General features: G+C 68.4%; 15 protein-coding genes. 9 read left to right on the top strand and 6 right to left on the bottom strand.

Annotated elements, in window-relative coordinates; all coding sequences use genetic code 11:
- Positions 1 to 179 precede the first annotated feature (179 nt).
- From AC069X_RS19490 to AC069X_RS19480, 3 genes are read right to left on the bottom strand one after another with little or no spacing between them, the layout of a single operon-like run.
- On the bottom strand, positions 180 to 668 hold the full coding sequence (locus tag AC069X_RS19490; protein WP_478729831.1) for an NUDIX hydrolase: 489 nt from the start codon (positions 666 to 668) through the stop codon (positions 180 to 182).
- Positions 668 to 1,897 (bottom strand): helix-turn-helix domain-containing protein, encoded by a 1,230-nt coding sequence (locus tag AC069X_RS19485; protein WP_478729830.1) that lies wholly within the window; start codon positions 1,895 to 1,897, stop codon positions 668 to 670. The genes AC069X_RS19490 and AC069X_RS19485 overlap by 1 nt, the downstream gene beginning before the upstream one ends.
- The gene (locus AC069X_RS19480) at positions 1,894 to 2,214 is read right to left on the bottom strand and encodes a putative quinol monooxygenase (protein WP_478729829.1); all 321 of its coding nucleotides are present in this window, start codon (positions 2,212 to 2,214) and stop codon (positions 1,894 to 1,896) included. Before AC069X_RS19480 ends, AC069X_RS19485 begins: the two co-directional genes overlap by 4 nt.
- 136 nt (positions 2,215 to 2,350) lie before the next feature.
- Between AC069X_RS19480 and AC069X_RS19475 the strand changes: the two genes are divergently transcribed.
- Positions 2,351 to 2,485 (top strand): hypothetical protein, encoded by a 135-nt coding sequence (locus AC069X_RS19475; protein WP_478729828.1) that lies wholly within the window; start codon positions 2,351 to 2,353, stop codon positions 2,483 to 2,485.
- Positions 2,478 to 2,735: a hypothetical protein gene (locus tag AC069X_RS19470; RefSeq protein ID WP_478729827.1), complete on the top strand. Its 258-nt coding sequence runs from the start codon at positions 2,478 to 2,480 to the stop codon at positions 2,733 to 2,735. The genes AC069X_RS19475 and AC069X_RS19470 overlap by 8 nt, the downstream gene beginning before the upstream one ends.
- Before the next feature lie 845 nt (positions 2,736 to 3,580).
- Here the strand turns inward: AC069X_RS19470 and AC069X_RS19465 are convergent.
- From AC069X_RS19465 to AC069X_RS19455, 3 genes are all read right to left on the bottom strand, one after another.
- Positions 3,581 to 5,038, bottom strand: a complete 1,458-nt coding sequence (locus tag AC069X_RS19465) for a catalase (protein ID WP_478729903.1) — start codon at positions 5,036 to 5,038, stop codon at positions 3,581 to 3,583.
- 239 nt (positions 5,039 to 5,277) lie between these two features.
- The gene (locus tag AC069X_RS19460) at positions 5,278 to 6,168 is read right to left on the bottom strand and encodes a 2-hydroxy-3-oxopropionate reductase (RefSeq protein WP_478729826.1); all 891 of its coding nucleotides are present in this window, start codon (positions 6,166 to 6,168) and stop codon (positions 5,278 to 5,280) included.
- Positions 6,169 to 6,240: 72 nt separating this feature from the next.
- Positions 6,241 to 7,074, bottom strand: a complete 834-nt coding sequence (locus AC069X_RS19455; protein WP_125598712.1) for a TIM barrel protein — start codon at positions 7,072 to 7,074, stop codon at positions 6,241 to 6,243.
- A 125-nt stretch (positions 7,075 to 7,199) separates the two neighbouring features.
- Here AC069X_RS19455 and AC069X_RS19450 point away from each other — a divergent pair, with 125 nt between their 5' ends.
- From AC069X_RS19450 to AC069X_RS19420, 7 genes are all read left to right on the top strand, one after another.
- Positions 7,200 to 7,451: a thiamine-binding protein gene (locus AC069X_RS19450; protein ID WP_478729825.1), complete on the top strand. Its 252-nt coding sequence runs from the start codon at positions 7,200 to 7,202 to the stop codon at positions 7,449 to 7,451.
- Positions 7,448 to 7,852: a helix-turn-helix domain-containing protein gene (locus tag AC069X_RS19445; RefSeq protein WP_478729824.1), complete on the top strand. Its 405-nt coding sequence runs from the start codon at positions 7,448 to 7,450 to the stop codon at positions 7,850 to 7,852. Before AC069X_RS19450 ends, AC069X_RS19445 begins: the two co-directional genes overlap by 4 nt.
- Before the next feature lie 147 nt (positions 7,853 to 7,999).
- Positions 8,000 to 8,515, top strand: a complete 516-nt coding sequence (uraD, locus tag AC069X_RS19440) for a 2-oxo-4-hydroxy-4-carboxy-5-ureidoimidazoline decarboxylase (protein WP_478729823.1) — start codon at positions 8,000 to 8,002, stop codon at positions 8,513 to 8,515.
- Between the two features lie 2 nt (positions 8,516 to 8,517).
- The gene (gene uraH, locus AC069X_RS19435) at positions 8,518 to 8,907 is read left to right on the top strand and encodes a hydroxyisourate hydrolase (RefSeq protein ID WP_007267387.1); all 390 of its coding nucleotides are present in this window, start codon (positions 8,518 to 8,520) and stop codon (positions 8,905 to 8,907) included.
- A gap of 1 nt (position 8,908) precedes the next feature.
- A complete protein-coding gene (pucL, locus tag AC069X_RS19430) occupies positions 8,909 to 9,832 on the top strand; it encodes a factor-independent urate hydroxylase (protein ID WP_478729822.1) in 924 nt (307 codons plus the stop codon).
- A gap of 188 nt (positions 9,833 to 10,020) precedes the next feature.
- Positions 10,021 to 11,424 carry an 8-oxoguanine deaminase gene (locus AC069X_RS19425; RefSeq protein ID WP_478729821.1) on the top strand — a complete coding sequence of 468 codons (1,404 nt, stop codon included), beginning with the start codon at positions 10,021 to 10,023 and terminating at the stop codon, positions 11,422 to 11,424.
- A gap of 410 nt (positions 11,425 to 11,834) precedes the next feature.
- Entirely contained in the window at positions 11,835 to 13,226 is a 1,392-nt protein-coding gene (locus tag AC069X_RS19420) for a nucleobase:cation symporter-2 family protein (protein ID WP_478729820.1), read from the top strand.
- The last annotated feature ends 95 nt before the right edge of the window (positions 13,227 to 13,321 follow it).

The following is a 13,321-nucleotide window of genomic DNA, read 5'->3' as shown; positions in this document are numbered from 1 at the left end:
AAAGAACGGTCACGGGGCAAAAGCAGGAGGAGCGGGTCCGTCAGAGACCAGACGAGGGGCCGGGAGCCGGCCCGCCGGGCATCCGGGCCCCCAGAGGCCATGATCCGGAGCCACAGGGGCTCTACCTGCACGGAAGGACGACAGGAGCATCCTGCGGACCACACAGGCGCAGCAGATCGCTACGCGCTCCTCTGATCTCGGCGGCCGGCGGCCGTCCTGGGCTGGTCTGTGAGCAGTTGGCGTCCGTCGTGGCTTCGTACGTGGGGGCTGTTGCCGTCGAGGGCGTCGAGGAGTCGGATGGCGTAGACCTTGGACATGCGCTCGGCTACCTCGTCGGGTGTGAGCCACTGGACTGCCGTGCTTTCGGCAGACAGGCGTTCTGTGCCGCCGGAAGGCTTGCAGCGGAAGACCAGTGCCACCACGCCGGCCGTGATGTTCTTGTACACGCCGGTGAGGTGGTCCACCTCGATGTGGATGCCGGTTTCCTCCAGCACTTCCCGCCGCACTCCGTCTTCAGGGGTTTCCGCCAGTTCCAGCACTCCGCCCGGCAGCTCCCACGTCCCGTTGTCGGCTCGGCGGATGGCCAACATTCGGCCGTCATCACGCACCACCGCTCCGGCGACTGAGACGGAGTGGTGTGGCGTTGAGCCTTTCGGTGGGGCGCTCATCAACCGAGGCTGTCTGTGCGTTCGGCGAGGGCTCGCAGTTCGTCGGATGCGTTGCGGCCTGCGCTGAGCAGGAGGTCCCGGATGGCCGTCCGGGCTGCGAGGTGGGTGCGGATCATCTCGGGTGCCAGTTCCTCGGCGCGCAGCAGGCAGTCCAGTGAGTCTGCGTGCTGGCGGCGCTGTGCGTGGGCTCGGCCCACGTCCATCAGCAGGCGTGCCTGTCGTTCGGTGGACATGCCGTCGGTGTGGAGTCCCTTGGAGAGGTCGAGGGCCTCGCCGGCGTCTCCGAGGTCGACTGCGGTCGAGACGGCTTGGATCTCCACGTTCGTGGGGCCGAACTCGAGGTTGAAGTCGTTGCGGTCTTCGTCCAGGCGTCGGGCGACGCTTCGGGCGGCGTCGATCTGCCGACGCGCGGAAGACCTCTCACCTGCGCGGGCGTGGACGAGTGCCAGGACCAGGTGCAGCGATCCCAGGACGGAAAGGTGTCGGGGGTCGTCGGCTCTGGTGTTTTCGAGGGCGCTGATGGCTGTGGTAGCGGCGTGCTCCGCCTGGTCGAGGTGGTTCAGGCGGACGAAGGCGTGGCACAGGCGGTAGATCCCGGCGAACACGCTCAGCGGGTTGCCTGAAAGCTCGGCCGCGCGGATCGCCCGGTCCGCCGCGACCCATGCGGCATCTGCCTCGTGCTGACGCACGAAGGCTGCGGCCAGGGCTTGATAGGTCCCGGCCAGCAGGTCGTGCAGTTCGGGTGCGTGTTCAGGTGGCGCAGTGCGGCAGGCCAGCTCCAGCCTCGGGACCAACACGTTTATTTCCGCGCTCAGTTCCCTGAACCGAGCGCTGTGGGTGAGGGTCCAGATCCCGTCCACCGACGAACGGAGGGCCAGGAGATCGTCCGGCTGGAAGTCCTGGCGTGGATTGAGGAGGACATCGAGCGCGGGATGTCCGGACAGCACCAGACGGGCCCGATCGAGGTCGTTCGTCTCCGACACGGGCGCAGGTCCAGCCTCCGCCGGAGGCGGCGCGTCGGGCTGGAGGACCTGGAGCGGCACGCCGAGGCCGTCAGCGAGAAGCCGCAGCACGTCCAGGCGGTTCACCGGCTGGATGCCCCGCTCGACCTGCGACAGCCAGCTCGCCGTGCGGCCGATGGCCGCAGCGAGTTCTCCCTGCGTCATGCCCTTCTGCTTGCGCAGATCGGCCACGCGCGCCCCAAAGACGCGCCGCTCCTCGGAACTCACAGGCGTGCCGCCACCTTCCCAGCGATCGCGTCGAGGAACGTGACCTCGACACCGGCAAGGTACTGGCCCCGCTGGGCGAGGAAGTGCTTGGTGTGCGGCTGCGCCTCGTGGGCGTCGAAAGCCGCACGGTCCGCGTACAGCTCGTAGAACACGCGCACCAAGGGCTCACCCTCCGGTACGTGCACCACATACGTCAGCGTTCCGGTCTCCGCGCCTTTGATGCCCTCCAGGGTGATCGCACACAGCTCATCGAATGCCTTCGCGGCTTCCTGATCGCGCAGCGAGAAGCGCACGACCAGGCCGAATCCCTCGCTCATACGTGCTCCTTTCGAGTCGCAGACAGTCTCGCAGCCTCACAGACATCCTGCGAGTAGCAATTTCTCTTGATTCACAGAAACACTGCGACTACTGTCGTAGTCGCTCTGCTACCGAATGTGAGCAAGGAGGGCGCGCATGCCTCAGGACAACAGCGATGACAGCCAGTTGAAGACCGTGGCTTCGACCATCGCACCGAGTGCGGATCTACTCGACCGGGCGTACGCCGGCTGGGAACGTTTCCTCGCCACCTTCGAGGCGTCCGATGAGTGAGTGCTACGAGTACGTCCCTCACCGCCTCCTCCGCCAGCGCGTCCGCGATATCGCCTCGGGCGTCGAGGGCGTGCTGATGGCCGTGATCAACGAGAACGTCTCCGACTCCGTCGACTACGAGCGCTGGATGGAACTGGCCTACATCCGGGGCGCGTCCGGCCGCGAGTTCACCACCGCCGTCACCAACGTCGAACCCGCCTATGACCAGCCCAGGACGGGCGTCGGACGCCGTGACCAGAGGAGCGCGTAGCGATCTGCTGCGCCCCTGGGCTGCTTTGGTCGGCATTCGGTGCAGGTAGCCGGGCCCCGGATCGGAACCGGGCATCCAGGGGCCCCGAATGCCCGGCGGGGCGATGTGGGCCCCTCGTCTGATCCCTGAGGGACCCGTCCCTTCTTCTCTGGACCGTGCCGTTTCTTTGGGGGTTTCCCGGCAGTCTTTCGGCTTTCCGGGGTGGGCCGGTCGGTCAAGGGTCGCCGAAGGCGATCACGAAGTGACGCGACCGAAGGGAGCGCCCTTGAGGGACCGGCACGACACGGAAGGACGATGGGACTGACGGGAAGCCCCCTACCCTCCCCGAGACCGCCCAAGGGGATCCCGCCCCCACCCCACCCACCCGCACCCGGGGGGCGGGTGGGCAGCCCCCGCCCGGCCCCCGCCCCCTCGAGGGGGAGATGGCCGGCCCGCGCCGCAAGCCCCGTACCGTCGCCGCCAACGACAAAGAGCCGAGTCACGGGACCGTCCGTGACTCGGCTCTCTGGTTGTTACCGCCCGACGGAGCGAGGCTGGCGCGACAGGACGTTCGCACCGCCGGGCGGAGTCGGAAGGTTCTCCTCTGAACAAGAGGGGGCCCTGTGCGTGGCCCCTCTTGTACAGAGGAGTGGCTGGGACCGTGGCGGTCGGGCGACGAGAACTCCGGCGTCGTCTCCCTCAGGTCAAGAGACGGGCCTCGGAACCCATTACCACCGCACTGGCTCGCTCGCCCGCCACGGTCCTCGTCCTGCCCCCACCGCGTACCACCCCTCATCCGGGTCCGCGGTGCGGGCTCGGCACCCGGAGCCTGACCTCCCGTCAGGCCCCCGGTGCAGCTTTTCGGCTCAGGCGTCGCGCAGGGCGCGGACGGCCTCCTCGACGCGGCGGCCGTAGTCGGCGTCCGCGGCGTGGAAGTGAGCCAGGTTCTTCTCGATGACGTCTTCGAGGGTGACCTGAGACAGGCCGCCGGCGATGTTCGCCACCAGGCGCTGCTTCTCGGCCTCCGACATCAGGCGGTAGAGCTCACCGGCCTGGAAGAAGTCGTCGTCCTTGGTGTGGGCCGGGGCCTCGTGGGTGCCCGTGTAGCCGGAGACGGCCTTGGGGGCACCGAGGGCTATGCCGGTCTCGGCGGGGCCCTGGTACGAGTTGGGCTCGTAGTTCTTGTCGGTGCGCGAGCCGTTGCGCAGCGCCATGACGCCGTCGCGGCCGTAGTTGTCGGCCTTCGTCGCCTTCGGGGCGTTGACCGGCAGCTGGGTGTGGTTCACACCGAGGCGGTAGCGCTGGGCGTCGGCGTACGCGAACAGGCGGCCCTGGAGCATCTTGTCCGGCGAGGCGGTGATGCCCGGGACGAAGTTGTTCGGGGAGAAGGCGGACTGCTCGACCTCGGCGAAGACGTTGTCCGGGTTGCGGTCGAGGACCAGGCGACCCACGCGCTGCAGCGGGTAGTCGGCGTGCGGCCACACCTTGGTGAGGTCGAACGGGTTGAAGCGGTAGTCCGCGGCCTCGGCGGCGGGCATGATCTGGACGTAGAGGGTCCAGCTCGGGTTCACGCCGCGCTCGATCGCCTGGAGCAGGTCGGTCTGGTGCGAGTTGGCGTCCTGGCCGACGAGCTCGGCGGCCTGCTCGCCCGACAGGCAGCGGATGCCCTGATTCGTCTTGAAGTGGTACTTGACGAAGAAGGCCTCGCCCTGGGCGTTGGTCCACTGGTAGGTGTGGGAGCCGTAGCCGTTCATGTGGCGGTAGGAGGCCGGGATGCCGCGGTCACCCATCAGCCAGGTGATCTGGTGCGTGGCCTCGGGGGCGTGCGCCCAGAAGTCCCAGACGTTGTCCGGCTCCTGCTTGCCCGTGAAGGGGTCGCGCTTCTGGGAGTGGATGAAGTCGGGGAACTTGATCGGGTCCTTGATGAAGAACACCGGGGTGTTGTTGCCGACGAGGTCGTAGTTGCCCTCTTCGGTGTAGAACTTCAGGGCGAAGCCGCGGGGGTCGCGGACCGCGTCGGCACCGCCGAGGGAGTCGGCGACGGTGGAGAACCGCAGGAAGGTCTCGGTCTTCTTGCCGACCGTGTTCAGGAACGCCGCGCTGGTGTACGCGGTGACGTCGTCGGTCACCTCGAAGTAGCCGTACGCGGCAGAGCCGCGGGCGTGCACGACGCGCTCCGGGATGCGCTCGCGGTTGAAGCGGGCGAGCTTCTCCAGGAGCTGCTGGTCCTGGATCAGGAGCGGGCCACCGACGCCGGCGGTGGCGGAGTTCTGGTTGTCGGCGACCGGGGCGCCGGACTCGGTCGTCAGCGTGCGCTTCGACATGGTGACCTTCCGTACGGGTAACTGCTGACGGAAAGCGTCTTCCGTCATACGGAACAGCCTAATTTCGGCGTGAACTCGACGTCAACAGTTTGTTGAAAGAAAGAAGAGAGGAGAGGTGATCCGGACGGTGCCGGCGCTTGGGCGCGACAGGACAGGTGTCAGCACCGGCACCATCCGGAAACTCGGACCCCCGTTCGTGCGGGGGAGGGGCGTCCCGGGGGAGCGGGCCGCCGTGGGGATCAGACCTGGGCGCCGGAGAGGCGCTCGACCGCGCGGAGCAGGGCGGAGTGGTCCAGGCCGCCGTCACCCTGGGCGCGCAGCGAGGCGACGAGCTGGGCGACGACCGCGCCGACCGGCAGGGCGGCACCGACGTTGCGGGCGGCGTCGGTGACGATGCCCATGTCCTTGTGGTGCAGGTCGATCCGGAAGCCGGGCTTGAAGTCGCGGTTCAGGAAGTTGTCCTTCTTGCGGGTCAGGACCGTGGAGCCGGCCAGACCGCCGTTGAGGACGTCGAGGGCGGCCTCGAGGTTCACGCCGGACTTCTCGAGGAAGACGACGGCCTCGGCGCACGCCTGGATGTTCACCGCGACGATGAGCTGGTTGGCGGCCTTCACCGTCTGGCCGGAGCCGTGCGGACCGCACAGGACGATGACCTTGCCGAGGGCCTCGAGGATCGGCAGGGCCGCGTCGAAGTCGGCCTGCTCGCCACCCACCATGATCGACAGGACGGCCTCGATGGCGCCGGCCTCGCCGCCGGACACCGGGGCGTCGATGACGCGGATGCCCTTCTCGGCGGCGTTCTTCGCCAGGTCGACCGAGGTCTGCGGGGTGATCGACGACATGTCGATGATGAGCGCGCCGGACTTGGCGTTCTCGAGGATGCCGTTCGGGCCGTAGTTGATGGCCTCGACCTGCGGGGAGGCGGGCACCATCGTGATGATGACGTCGGCGTCGGCCACGGCCTCGGCGATCGAGGCGGCGGCGGTGCCGCCGGCGGCGGCCAGGCGCTCCAGCTTGTCCTGCTCCAGCGTGAAGCCGGTGACCGAGTAGCCGGCCTTCAGCAGGTTCTCGGACATGGGGGAGCCCATGATGCCGAGGCCGATCCACGCGATCTTGGGGAGGTTGCTCATGATGAGGGTCCTTCTATCGGTACGTACGAAAAGTGCGAGGGTCGCCTGGGCCTTCGCCCGGACTTCGTCCTCTTACTTGGCGGCGCGGGCCTCGGCCGGCAGCCAGTCGAAGGACGCGGCGGCGTCGGCGGCCTTGTACTCCAGGCCGACAAAGCCCTGGTAGCCGGCCTTCTTGAGCTGGTCGAGGAGGTCCTCGAGGGGAAGCTCGCCGGTGCCGGGGGCGCCGCGTCCCGGCTTGTCCGCGATCTGGACGTGGCCGGTCTTGGCGGCGTACTTTTCGATGACCTCGGAGAGGTCCTCATCGTTCATCGCCAGGTGGTACAGGTCGAGGAGGAACTTGGCGTTCCCGAGGCCGGTGGCCTCGTTCACCTTGTCCACCACCTCGATGCCGGCCGGGGCGCTCACCAGCGGGTAGAGCGGCGACTCGGGCTTGTTCAGGGTCTCGATCAGGAGGATCGCACCCACGCGGTCGGCGGCCTGGGCCGCGACGACCAGGTTCTTCAGGGCCAGCTCGTCCTGGACCGCCGGGTCCACGCCTTCGACGCGGTTGCCGTACAGGGCGTTGAGCGCCTTGCAGCCGACCGAGGCGGCGAAGTCCGCCGCGACGTTGATGTTGGCGTTGAAGCGGTCCGACTCCTCGCCGGGGACCGAGACCGCGCCGCGGTCCGGGCCCGGCAGCTGGCCGGCGTAGAAGTTCAGGCCCACCAGCTGGGTGCCCGCGTCCTCAAGAGCCTTCTTGAGGGCGTCGAGCTCCTCCTGAGCGGGGGTGGGGGTCTCGATCCAGGGCCACCACAGCTCGACCGCCGTGAAGCCCGCCGCGGCGGCGGCCGCGGGGCGCTCCAGGAGCGGGAGTTCCGTGAAGAGGATCGACAGGTTCACATCGAAGCGCTGGTCGGTGTATCCCATGAGGGGTATGCGCTCCTTCCGTATTGCGGAAGTTATTTTCTGCTTGATGGAAGACTGCAAGCCGAGCGTCGCACTTGTCAAGTGCGGACTCCCGGAATCTCAGGACTGCCCGGTAGCTTGGCGACGTGCGATTGAGAGTTGAGTTCACGACCGAGCCCTTCGATCTCGAAGAGGCCCCCGCCCACGCCGTGGCGGCCCGGGAGGTCATCCAGAAGGCCCAGCTGGACGCGGTCGACGTCGGCCCGTTCGGCAACACCGCGGAAGGCGAGTCCGACCGGGTGCTGGGCGCCGTGGCCGCGCTGCTGCGCGACTCGCTGGAGGCCGGCGCGACGCGCGTCTCCCTCCAGGTCAACGTGATCGGGGAGGACGGAGCATGAGCGAGCCCCGCGACCACCCGTTCGTCACCGCGGTCAAGCCGCTCGTGGACGCGATGGGCGGAGAGATGATGGACCCCGCCCTGGCGCAGCCCGACGACGTCGTGCTCAGCTGGGAGGGTCAGGACCTGCTGGCCGTGCGCCTGCCCCAGCTCTCCGACTCGCTGGACCACATCCTTGCCGCGCTGGAGCGCCGGCACGGCGTACCGTTGGCCCAGCTGGACCGCAAGGCCAAGCAGGACGTGGTGCGCATACTGGAGGCGCGGGGCGCCTTCTCGGTACGGCACGGTGTGGAAACGGTCGCGGGCGCCCTGGGTGTCAGCCGTTTCACGGTTTACAACTACTTGAACCGGGACTCGGCCGCCCAGACGAAGCCGGCAAAGTCAGCCAAGAGTGAGGGCTGATTCACCTGTGGTGACGAGCCGCCGCCCAATTCACCCGGGCGGCGGCTTTTGTGTACGGGAAGTTTCAACAAAGTGTTGACGCCGTGTTGTCGAGGGCGTTAGCTATGCGCAGCCCGTCAAAGCAACAACAGGCCACGGAGGCCTACCGTGACTTCGAGTCCGACCCCGGGTCTCACCCGGTTCAACGCCTTGGACGACAGCGCGGCCACGGCCGAGCTGCACGAGGTGTGCGCCAGTTCGGCGTGGGGGAGCAAGATGCTCGCCCAGCGCCCCTTCGCCACCGCCGACGCCCTCTTCGCCGCCAACGAGTCCGCCATGGCGGAGCTCACCGCGGAGGACCTGGGCGAGGCGATGGGAGGCCACGCGCCGATCGGCCGCCCGAAGCCGGGAGACCCGACCTCCGCCCGCGAGCAGCGTGGCATGGCCGGTGCCTCGGAGGAGCTCAAGAACGAGCTCCTGGAGCTGAACCTGGCCTACCAGGAGAAGTTCGGCCACGTCTTCCTCATCTGCGCCACCGGCGCGACCGGTGAGTTCATGCGGGACGCGGTGAAGGTCCGGATCGACCACTCGGCCGAGCAGGAGCGAGAGATCGCCCGCGGCGAGCTGGTGAAGATCAACCGGATCCGCCTGACCCGACTCGTCGAACTCGCAGAAGGAGAGTGACCATGAGCACCGAGACCACCGCGTCGGTGTCCACCCACATCCTGGACACCAGCATCGGCCGCCCCGCCGAGGGCGTCGCCATCTCCCTGTCGGCCCGCGCGGGCCTCGACGGCGAGTGGGCGGCCCTGGGCGGCAGCGCCACCGACGCCGACGGCCGCTGCAAGGACCTGCCGGCCCTGCCGGAGGGCACCACACACGTGCGTCTCGACTTCGAGACCGAGACGTACTTTTCGAAGAAGCAAGCCGAGGCGCAGCAGGACGCCCCCCGCGTAAGGGACAGCGGTGCGTTCTTCCCCGAGGTAACCATCACCTTCGCGGTGAACCCGGGCGAGCACTACCACGTACCGCTGCTGCTCAACCCGTTCGGCTACTCCGTTTACCGAGGGAGCTAGCATGGCCACGATTCTGGGCCAGAACCAGTACGGCAAGGCAGAGAACCGCGTCGTCAAGATCACGCGGGACGGCGACACCCACCACATCAAGGACCTGAACGTCTCGGTCGCCCTCTCCGGCGACATGGACGACGTCCACTACTCCGGCTCGAACGCCAACGTCCTCCCGACGGACACCACCAAGAACACGGTGTACGCGTTCGCCAAGGAGTACGGCATCGAGTCCGCCGAGCAGTTCGGCATCCACCTGGCCCGCTGGTTCGTGAACAGCCAGGAGCCGATCCAGCGCGCGCGCATCCGGATCGAAGAGTACGCCTGGGACCGCATCGCGACCTCGGACGCCAACTCCAAGTTCATCGGCGCCGACGAGGTCAACCACTCCTTCGTCCGCAAGGGCATGGAGACCCGCGTCACCCAGATCACGTACGACGGCCAGAACTGGGAGGTCATCTCCGGCCTCAAGGACCTGATCGTCATGAACTCCACGAACTCCGAGTTCTGGGGTTACGTGAAGGACAAGTACACGACCCTGCAGGAGGCGTACGACCGCATCCTGGCCACCCAGGTGTCGGGCCGCTGGCGCTTCAACTGGTCGGACGACGAGCAGCGGATGCCCAACTGGGAGAAGTCCTACGCCGAGACCAAGAAGCACATGCTCCAGGCCTTCGCGGAGACCTACTCCCTGTCGCTGCAGCAGACCCTGTACCAGATGGGTTCGCGCATCATCAACCACCGTTCGGAGATCGACGAGGTCCGCTTCTCGCTCCCGAACAAGCACCACTTCCTCGTCGACCTGGAGCCCTTCGGCCTCAAGAACGACAACGAGGTCTACTTCGCCGCGGACCGCCCGTACGGTCTGATCGAGGCGACGGTCCTCCGCGACGGCGCTGACGCCCGTATCCCCGTGGACATGACCAACCTCTAGGCGCGGCGCGCGCGTCCCGGGGCTCCGCAGTGGCCCCGGGGCGCGACACCCCCACAACTTCCTGAATCGGCACCCGGACCAGCACACGGGGCGGCAGTACTGTCAGCTGCCGAAGCCCCCGGATCCGGCACTCAAATCCCCTGGGTTTTGCCGTGCCCGCACCGCCACTGAAAGCACGAGGAAGTCCCATGGCAGCATCGGCAGCCCATGACAGCGCCGTAGAGCGCATCGTCATCGAAAACTGTGCGATCGCGACCGTCGACGCGAACGACACCGAGTACGCCTCGGGTCACATCGTCATCGCCGGCAACAAGATCGAGTCCATCGGAGCGGGCAAAGCCCCCGAGAACCTCGACAACGTCGTCCGCCGGATCGACGGCACCGGGCACCTCGTGACCCCCGGTCTGGTCAACACGCACCACCACTTCTACCAGTGGATCACGCGTGGCCTGGCCACCGACCACAACCTCTTCAACTGGCTCGTCGCGCTGTACCCGACGTGGGCGCGCATCGACGAGCAGATGGCGTACACGGCGGCCCAGGGCTCGCTGGCCGCGATGGCCCGCGGCGGTGTCACCACCGCGATGGACCACCACTACGTCTACCCCAAGAACTCCGGCGACCTCTCCGGCGCGATCATCCGCGCCGCGTCCGAGATGGGCGTCCGCTTCACCCTCGCCCGCGGCTCCATGGACCGCAGCGAGAAGGACGGCGGCCTGCCGCCGGACCACGCCGTCGAGACCCTTGAGGGCGCCCTCGCCGACACCGAGGCGACCATCAAGAAGTTCCACGACGCCTCCGCCGACTCGATGACGCAGGTCGCGGTCGCCCCGTGCTCCCCCTTCTCGGTCTCCACCGAGCTGCTGAAGCAGGGCGCCGAGCTGGCCCGCCGCCTCGGTGTGCGCATGCACACGCACGGCTCGGAGACCGTCGAGGAGGAGAAGTTCTGCCACGAGCTCTTCGGCATGGGCCCGACCGACTACTTCGAGTCCACCGGCTGGCTCGGCGAGGACGTGTGGATGGCGCACAGCGTCCACATGAACGACTCCGACATCGCCGCGTTCGCCCGCACCAAGACCGGTGTCGCGCACTGCCCGTCCTCCAACGCCCGTCTGGCCGCCGGCATCGCCCGCGTCCCGGACATGCTGGCCGCCGGTGTCCCGGTCGGCCTCGGCGTGGACGGCACCGCCTCCAACGAGTCCGGCGAGCTGCACACCGAGCTGCGCAACGCGCTCCTCATCAACCGCCTGAACCCGGTGCACCGCGAGGCCGCGCTCAACGCGCGCCAGTCGCTGCGCCTCGGCACCTACGGCGGTGCCCAGGTCCTCGGCCGCGCCGACAACATCGGTTCGCTGGAGGCCGGCAAGAACGCCGACCTGGTGCTGTGGAACCTGAGCACCTTCCTGCACTCCTCGATCGCCGACCCGGTCACCGCGCTGGTCTTCGGTGCGGCCGCCCCGGTCACCGCTTCGTTCGTCAACGGCAAGCAGATCGTCGAGAACAACCGCCTGCTCTTCGCCGACGAGGACGCGATCGCCGTGTCCACCCGGGAAGAGGCGCAGCGCCTGGCGCGGATCTCCGCCCAGGGCTGATCTCCCCAGCGACCGCTGGGGGGAACCCCAGGAGTCCGGCCGGGGGGGACGGCCCCCGGCCGGCGGCCGCGGACCCGAGCGGGGTCCGCGGCAGCCGTTCCCGGGTAGCGCCCGAGGAGAGATCCGAGGGCGCCCCGGGAGCGGTGATCCGCGTGAACCGCCACCGTGGCGGTGACTCGTGACACCCGCACCGCAGCAGAGCACCTTCCGTGCCACTGCCACGGCACCCCCAGCCCCTTCGGGGGGCTGGAGCCACCGCGTGGAGCCGATTTTGGGCGAATCGATTCCGCACCCCTTGGGACAAGAAGTCGCAACACCCACAACTCCATACAGGCTCGACCAGCACGCTTTCGCACCACCTCCATGACACCCACGTCCCTGCCGACGTGTTTAACCGACCGGAGGAAGCCGTGGCCGCAACGCCCAGGTTTCGCAAAGATGCAGTCGCAGTACCGGAGGAGAAGCACCCGGTCGACGAGACCCTGCCTCCGCTGAAGATGTTCACGAGCGGCCTCCAGCACGTGGCCGCCATGTACGCGGGTGTCGTCGCCCCGCCCATGATCGTCGGCCCGGCCGTCGGTCTCTCCGCCACCGAGACCGCCTTCCTGATGGGCGCCTCGCTCTTCACCGCAGGGCTCGCCACCCTCCTCCAGACCCTCGGGTTCTGGAAGATCGGCGCCAAGCTCCCCTTCGTCAACGGCGTCTCCTTCGCCGGCGTGACCCCGATGATCGCCATCGGCAAGGGGGAGGGGGACAACGCCATCCCGATCATCTTCGGCGCGATCATCGTCGCCGGACTGGTCGGCTTCCTCGCCGCCCCCTACTTCGGCAAGCTCGTCCGGTTCTTCCCGCCCGTGGTCACCGGCACCGTCATCACCCTGATCGGCGTCTCCCTGCTCCCCGTGGCCTTCAACTGGTCGCAGGGCGGCAACCGGACCGCCGCCGACTACGGCTCGATGCAGAACATCGGAATGGCCGCCCTCACCCTGGCGATCGTCCTGGTGATGCGCAAGTTCCTGCGCGGCTTCCTCCAGCAGATATCCATCCTGCTCGGCCTGATCGCGGGCACGCTGATCGCCCTCCCGCTGGGCATGACCAGCTTCGACGCCGTCAGGAACGCCTCGGTCGTCGGCTTCCCGACCCCCTTCCACTTCGGCGCCCCGCAGTTCCAGGTCGCGGCCATCATCTCGATGTGCATCGTGATGCTGGTCTGCATGACCGAGTCCACCGCCGACATCCTGGCCCTCGGCAGGATCGTGGGCCGCCCGGCGGACGCCCGGACCATCGAGGGCGGCCTGCGCGCCGACACCCTCGGCAGCGCGATCAGCCCGCTGTTCAACGGTTTCATGTGCAGCGCCTTCGCCCAGAACATCGGGCTCGTCGCGATGACCAAGGTGCGCAGCCGCTTCGTGGTCGCCGCGGGCGGCGGCATCCTGATCCTCCTCGGCCTGTGTCCCATGGCGGCCTCCGTCATCGGGGTCGTCCCGCTGCCCGTCCTCGGCGGCGCCGGTGTGGTCCTCTTCGGCTCCGTCGCGGCCAGCGGCATCCAGACCCTGGCGGGCGCGGCCATGGAGAAGGGCGAGAACGCCCTGATCGTCGCCGCCTCGGTGGGCATCGGCCTGATCCCGATCGCCGCTCCGGACTTCTACCACGCCTTCCCGGAGGACCTCCTCGTCGTCCTCGACTCCGGCATCAGCACCGGCTGCGTGGTGGCCATCCTGCTCAACCTGGCCTTCAACCACCTCGGCGCGAAGCGGAAGCCGGCGGCGGAGGCCGGCGCGGAACCGGCCTTCGTCCACTGAGCCGGGCGCCCGGCCCGTCACCGGGCGCCCCGCGCGGCGGCGCGTACGTCACCCACTGCGGGTGTGGCGTGCGCGCCGCCGCGCGTGTACGCGGG

Source organism: Streptomyces sp. NPDC043896 (genome assembly GCF_056435605.1).
The sequence above is the reverse complement of the archived record's forward strand: the minus strand, read 5'-3'. Positions and strand labels throughout refer to the sequence as shown.

Bases quoted from the DNA above. Each gene is read 5' to 3' on its own strand.
- AC069X_RS19480 (WP_478729829.1), bottom strand. From the start codon at position 2,214: ATGAGCGAGGGATTCGGCCTGGTCGTGCGCTTCTCGCTGCGCGATCAG.
- AC069X_RS19445 (WP_478729824.1), top strand. From the start codon at position 7,448: ATGAGCGAGCCCCGCGACCACCCGTTCGTCACCGCGGTCAAGCCGCTC.
- AC069X_RS19460 (WP_478729826.1), bottom strand. From the start codon at position 6,168: ATGAGCAACCTCCCCAAGATCGCGTGGATCGGCCTCGGCATCATGGGC.
- uraH (WP_007267387.1), top strand. From the start codon at position 8,518: ATGAGCACCGAGACCACCGCGTCGGTGTCCACCCACATCCTGGACACC.
- AC069X_RS19475 (WP_478729828.1), top strand. From the start codon at position 2,351: ATGCCTCAGGACAACAGCGATGACAGCCAGTTGAAGACCGTGGCTTCG.
- AC069X_RS19455 (WP_125598712.1), bottom strand. From the start codon at position 7,074: ATGGGATACACCGACCAGCGCTTCGATGTGAACCTGTCGATCCTCTTC.
- AC069X_RS19465 (WP_478729903.1), bottom strand. From the start codon at position 5,038: ATGTCGAAGCGCACGCTGACGACCGAGTCCGGCGCCCCGGTCGCCGAC.
- AC069X_RS19470 (WP_478729827.1), top strand. From the start codon at position 2,478: ATGAGTGAGTGCTACGAGTACGTCCCTCACCGCCTCCTCCGCCAGCGC.
- AC069X_RS19425 (WP_478729821.1), top strand. From the start codon at position 10,021: ATGGCAGCATCGGCAGCCCATGACAGCGCCGTAGAGCGCATCGTCATC.
- pucL (WP_478729822.1), top strand. From the start codon at position 8,909: ATGGCCACGATTCTGGGCCAGAACCAGTACGGCAAGGCAGAGAACCGC.
- AC069X_RS19490 (WP_478729831.1), bottom strand. From the start codon at position 668: ATGAGCGCCCCACCGAAAGGCTCAACGCCACACCACTCCGTCTCAGTC.